The 6,045-nt window shown below is 74.2% G+C and carries 4 protein-coding genes and 1 pseudogene; all 5 read right to left on the reverse strand.

Annotated elements, in window-relative coordinates:
- Positions 1-122: 122 nt before the first annotated feature.
- The gene (locus tag AB0B48_RS15715; RefSeq protein WP_357201467.1) at positions 123-980 is read right to left on the reverse strand and encodes a fused MFS/spermidine synthase; all 858 of its coding nucleotides are present in this window, start codon (positions 978-980) and stop codon (positions 123-125) included.
- A gap of 18 nt (positions 981-998) precedes the next feature.
- A complete protein-coding gene (locus tag AB0B48_RS15720) occupies positions 999-1,958 on the reverse strand; it encodes a hypothetical protein (protein WP_355009397.1) in 960 nt (319 codons plus the stop codon).
- 55 nt (positions 1,959-2,013) lie between these two features.
- Positions 2,014-4,488: an SMC family ATPase gene (locus AB0B48_RS15725; protein ID WP_357201470.1), complete on the reverse strand. Its 2,475-nt coding sequence runs from the start codon at positions 4,486-4,488 to the stop codon at positions 2,014-2,016.
- A complete protein-coding gene (locus AB0B48_RS15730; RefSeq protein ID WP_357201473.1) occupies positions 4,488-5,636 on the reverse strand; it encodes an exonuclease SbcCD subunit D in 1,149 nt (382 codons plus the stop codon). Before AB0B48_RS15730 ends, AB0B48_RS15725 begins: the two co-directional genes overlap by 1 nt.
- Positions 5,637-5,710: 74 nt before the next feature.
- Positions 5,711-6,045, reverse strand: a pseudogene (locus tag AB0B48_RS15735) (hypothetical protein); the annotation flags it as partial.

The raw sequence follows: 6,045 nt of genomic DNA on the forward strand, positions 1-6,045 counted from the left end.
GACCTCCGGGATGTCCGTGACCAACGCCAGCCCACGAGGTGGGCCGCCCGGTGGTACGCAGCGCCTGCCCCAGCGGATCAACAAACGACGAAAAAACTTCCCCACCGCTGTCGGGTGGACGGTCAGCGGCGTACCGAGAACAGCCCCGGCGGTGGCGGATCGGAGCCGGTGGCGTCCGCGTCCCGAACCACCTGCGCGCCACCGACGAAGCGGTCCAGGTCGTCGCCGGCCACCACCCGGCCGGGGAACCAGTCGCCGGCGGCGCGTCTGGTCAGCTCCGGCACCGGCGGTGTGGACCGCCCGGCGACCAGCACCAGATTGCCGTACCGGCGCCCACGCAGCACCGCCGCGTCCCCGACCAGGCAGGCCTGCGGCAGCACCGAACGGACCGTGGCGACCTGCCCACGGGCGTGCCGCAACGGCGGGCCGTCGGCCAGGTTCGCCAGGTACCAACCGGCGGGGCGGAGCACCCGGGCCACCTCGGCGGCGTACTCCACCGACGTGAGGTGGGCCGGCGTACGCGCACCGGCGAACACGTCGGCGACCACCACGTCGTAGCTGGCCTCCCGGGTGGACGCGAGCACCGCCCTGGCGTCCTCCACCCGGACCCGCAACCGGGCGTCCGACGGCCACGGCAACGCCCGACGGACCAGCTCAACCAACGCGCCGTCCACCTCGGACACCCGCTGGGTCGACCCGGGTCTGGTGGCGGAGACGTACCGGGGCAGGGTCAGCGCGCCGCCACCAAGATGCAGCACCCGCAACGGCTCACCGGCCGGCGCGAGCAGATCCACAGCGGCAGCCAACCGCCGCACGTACTCGAACTCGAGGTGGGTGGGATCGGTCAGGTCGACGTGCGACTGCGGCGCGCCGTCCAGCAGCAGCGTCCACGAGCCGGCCCGGTCCGGATCCGGCACCAACTCCGCCAGCCCGGTGTCCACCTGCTCGACCACACGGTCACCCGCCCGTTTACGCCCCATCGGAACCAGTGTCCGCGATCATCGGGCGGCGCGGGCCGCGGCGGTCAACGCACGGTGCAGCAGCCGGGAATCGCCGAGCAGGGCCCGCAGTCGGCGCTCCAGGCCGGCGATCGGGATCAGGTTCTGCGGGGCCCGCGGATCCTTGTACGGGGTGGAGGCGAAGCGCGGCAGGGTCACCAGCGACAGGTCGGCCAGCTCGATCGCCGCCTCGACGGGCAGGTCGGCGGAGCACTCCACCCGAACGATGCCCGCCCACGGCGCGCCGGTCGCCACCGGCAGCCGCAAATACCACGACCAACCGCCCCAGGCGGTGCCGAGCCGGAACACCGGGGAACGCTCACCCGATGCCATACCCGTCACCACAGCGGTCAGCCGGGCGTCCAGGTACTGACTGTGCTGCGTCTTGATGTAGCCCAGGGTGCGCGGCAACTGCCGACGACTGCGCAGCGGGCCGTCCACCACCAACAGGTCACCGTCGACCCGGGCGGCGTCGGACACCGCCACCTCCAACGCGGTCAGCGGGCCCTGCACGGCGGCCGGCAACTTCGCCAGCTCACCGGTGCCACCCACCCGGTGCACCGGGTAACGGATCGCGCCCGCCACCACGTCCTGCGCCGACGGGCTCGCTGTGAACAGGCCCCGACCAACCCGGGTACCCGCCAACTGCGCCGCACCCCGCCCCAGGTCACACCGGACCACCCCGGCCGCGTACGAGGCGGCCAACCCGGGGAACGACAGACCGTCGGTCTCCGCCGTCCAGATGCTGGCGTCGATGCGCCGAACCCCGTCGACGAGCAACACCACGTCCGGCGCCCGCACCCCGGGGCGTACCCCGATCGCCCGCCAGTCCACGGCGGGCAACTCCACGTCCGCGTCGACCTGGGCGCTGCTCGGCGCTGCCGGCCCGGCGGTCGACGCCTCGAACGACGCCCCGTACGCCGGATCCCACGAATCCACGAAGAACGCGGCGTCGCTCACCGGGCCGGCCCCTCGTCAGCGACTGCGCTGCTCCCGTGCGCCGCACTCCTCGCGCTCACCGGCCGGTCCGTTCGATGCGTGACGAGCGCGCGTCCTTGCGCACCTCGAACCGGACCGGGATCCGCTCGGCCAGCGCCGGCACGTGGGTGACCACACCGACCATCCGATCGCCCCGGGCCGCCAGGTTCTCCAGGGTCGCCGCCACCGGGTCCAAGGTGGCGGCGTCGAGCGTGCCGAAACCCTCGTCCAGGACGATCGACTCCAGGCTCGCCGCCGTTGTCGACATGCCGGCCAACTGCTCGGAGAGCGCCAACGCCAACGCCAGCGACGCCTGGAACGTCTCACCGCCGGAGAGGGTGCGCACGCCCCGGCGCAACCCCGCGTCGTGGTGGTCGACCACCACGAACTCGCCCTTGTCGTGCACCAGCTCGTACTGACCGGAGGAAAGCTCCCGCAGGATCCCCGACGCGCCGTCGACGAGCAGGTCCAACGCCTCGGCCAGCAACCACCGCTCGAAGTTGTTGGCCCGCAGGTGCCCGGCGAGCGCGCGCGCCACCTGCGCCTCCCGCTCGTGGCCCGCCCGCTGCTCGCGCAACGTACCGGCCTGCTCGCGACGCTCGTGCAGCCGCCGCCGGTCGGCGTCGGCCCGCTCCACCGCCACCGTCGCCGCGTGCACCGGGTCGTCCCCGACCGGCACGTCGGCGGCGGCGAAGATGCCAGCGATGCCCCGCTGCACCCCGTCGGCCACCGACTCGGCCTCCGCGACGGCGTCGGCCCGGCCGGCCCGCTCGGCGCGCCGGAGGTCCGCCTCGGTGGTCGCCCACCCGGTCAGCGCCGCCCACGCGGCGGCCACGTCGTCCCGGTCGGTCGCCGGAGGGCCGAACCGGGCCAAACCGTCACGGGCGGTGTCGAAGGCCCGCCACGCCGCCCGCAGCCGCTCCTCGGCGGCGTCCACCCCGGCCCGGGCCTGCCGAGCGGCCTCACGGCCGGCCCGGACCGCTGTCGCCGCCTCCTCCAGCGCGCGCCGCAACCGGGCATGCTCGGCCAACTCCCGGCGCAGCACGGCCGGCTCGGCCGCGCCGGAGAGCTGCCCGTCCAGCTCGGCCAGCCGGGCCTCCATCTGCTCCTGGCGCGCTCGCGCCTGCACCAGCAGCCGCTCCAGCTCCCGCGCCGCCGTGTCCCGCTCCTGCACCGTCGCCTGCGCGGCCTTGGAAGCGGCCCGCGCCGCCTTGCCCGCCGCCGTCGCGGCGGCCACCGCCGAATCGGCCGGCACCGCCGGCACCTCGGCCACCGGCTGCTCGCACACCGGGCACGCCGCACCGGCATGCAGGTGCACCCGCAGGCTCACCGCCAGATCGGTGGCCTTCGCCTCCTCGTGCGCCCGGAAGGCCGCCTCCAACTCGGCGTCGGCCCGCTCGGCGACCACCCGTGCGGCGGCCAGCGCCGCCACCGCGGCGGCGTGCTCGTCATTCGCCGCGCGCACCGTCGCCCGGACCGTCTCGGCCTCACCGGACAGCCGATCCCGATCGTCGTACGCCCGCAGTTGAAGTCGCAGCGCGCTCTCGTCACCGGCGGCGGCCAGCTCGCCGCGCAGCTTGTCCTCCCGCTCCTCGGCCAGCGACACCCCGGCCGCCGCCGCCTCGGCGTCGGCCCGCGCCGCGGCGACCGCGCGGGCGACAGCGGCCACCCCACCCGGCGCGCGCACCCCGGTCAGCACTGTCAGCTCGTCGTCCAGCGCGGTCAACGCCGCCGCGGCCTCCCGTGCGGTGACCCGGGCCGCCGCCAGCTCCGGCACCGCCTCGGCCACCGCCGCCGCCAGCTCGGCCATCCGGTCGACCCGGGCGTCGGCCTCGGCCAACGCCTCGTCGTCCACGCCGGTCAACCCGGCGAGCACCTGGTCGACCGCCTCCAGCCGGGCCTCCGCCTGCGCGGCGCGCGCCGTCGCCTTCTTCTGGACGTCCTCGTAGACGCCGAGGCCCAGCAGGTTGACCAGGATCTGCTGCCGGGTCGCCGGCTTGGCGTGCAGGAAGTCGGCGAACTGCCCCTGTGGCAGCACCACACAGCTGGTGAACTGCTCGTACGGCAGCCCGACCGCCTCCAGCACCGCCTGCTCCATCTCGGCGGGGGTGCCGGCCACCACCTCGCCGAGGTCGTCCGGGCTCAGACCGGTATCCAGTTTGGTCACGTCAAAACCGGCCGGCATCAGCTGCAACCCGGCGTTCGCGGTCTTCACGTTGCCCCGGCCGTCCCGGCGGACCACCCGGGTCGCCACGTAACGGGCGCCGCCGGACTCGAAGACCAACCGCACCCGCGCCTCGGTCGCCGACGGCGCGAGCGCGTTCGCCAACCCCCGGGCACCACCCCAGCGGGGCACCATGCCGTAGAGGACGAAGCAGATCGCGTCCAGCACCGTCGACTTGCCCGAACCGGTGGGGCCGATCAGCGCGAAGAAATCGGCGTCGGTGAAGTCGACAGTGGTCTCGTCCCGGAAGACCGTGAAGCCGGCCATGTCCAACCGCATCGGACGCATCAGTGCTCGACCTCCTCGAAAAGCTCGTCGAAGAGCTCCTGGACACCCTCGTCGGCGTGACCCCGGCTGTCCAGGTAGTCGGCGAACAACTCCCGGGGCGAACGCCCCGACCGCTGCGCGATGCGCGCGCCGCTGCCCGGCGCGGCCAACAGCTCCGGGTCGATCCGGATCTCCAGGGCTCGGGGGAGCAGCTCCTGGATCTCCTCGCGCAGGCCGGCGCGGGGTTGCTCCCGCACGTACACCCGCAGCCACGCGTCCGGTGCCTCGATCTCGGCGAGCTGCTCCAGGGTGCCGCGCACCGTCCGCAGCGCGCTCGCCGCCGTCACCGGCACCTCCCGCACCCGGGCGGCCGTGCTGGCCGTCACCTCGACAATCGTCACGGAGGGGACGTTCTCCTGCTCACCGAAGTCGACAGCGAGCGGGCTGCCGCTGTAGCGCACCGGGCAGGGGCCGATGACCCGCTGCGCCCGGTGCAGGTGGCCCAGCGCCACGTAGTGCGCGGTGGCCGGGAAGACGGTGGCCGGGACGGCGTAGCCCAGCACCGTGTGCGCGTCGCGTTCGCCGCCGCCGGTGGTCGCGCCGGTCACCGTCAGGTGCGCGGTGACCAGATGCACCCGGTCCGGTTCGGTGAAACCCTCGGTCAGTCGCCCCAGCACCCGGCCCAGGTGGTCGGCGTACGTCTGGTTGGTCTCCGCGGCGGTCAGCTCGTACATCTCCAACGCGCGCACCGCGTACCGCTGGGACAGGAACGGCAACGCGGCCAGCCGCCACCGCTCGCCACCGGCGGTGGTGCCGTCGATGACGTGCTCGTCGGGGTTTTCCCGCACCCCGCCGCGCAGCGTGATGCCGGCGGCCTCGGCCCACGGACGCAACGCGTCCAGCGCCGGGCCGTTGTCGTGGTTGCCGCCGATCGCCACCACGTCAGCGCCGGTACGCCGCAACGCCGTCAACGCCCTGGTGACCAGGCGGGTCGCCTCCGAGCTGGGCGCGGCGGTGTCATAGAGGTCGCCAGCGACGATCACCAGATCCGGCTGTTCCGCACGGGCGATCTCGATCACCCCGGCCAGCACGGCCTTGTGCTCGTCGGCCCGGGACTGCCCCTTGAGCACCTTTCCCACGTGCCAGTCGGAGGTGTGCAGGATCTTCATGGCTGAGCTGGCCTTCCGTTCGCGACTGCGGGGCTCGCAAGCTCACTCCTCGCGCTCACCTGTGCCGGCCCTCCCTAGAACGGGATGTCGTCGTCGGTGCCGCCGCCGGAGCCCACCACGGCGAACGGGTCGGCGGACTGGGTGATCGAGCGCAGCGTCTCCGATGGTGCCCGGCCCGCCTCGGAGACCCGGGTGGCCCAGGCCGGGAACGGGAACTCCAGGCAGAGCGGCACCGGGATGTCCGGCTGGTTGACGAACATGGTGCCCGGCTTGGCCAGCAACGCCCGCTGGCGCTGCGCGGGCGGCAGGAAGCCGTACTCCGGGCGGCGTCGAGCAGCTTCACCAGCAACCGAGCCGCCACGGCCTGCGCCAGCAGGTCGGCGTCGGCGTGGACGGCGACACTCGCCTC

This window comes from Micromonospora sp. NPDC049089 (assembly GCF_040648775.1).
GTDB lineage: Bacteria > Actinomycetota > Actinomycetes > Mycobacteriales > Micromonosporaceae > Micromonospora.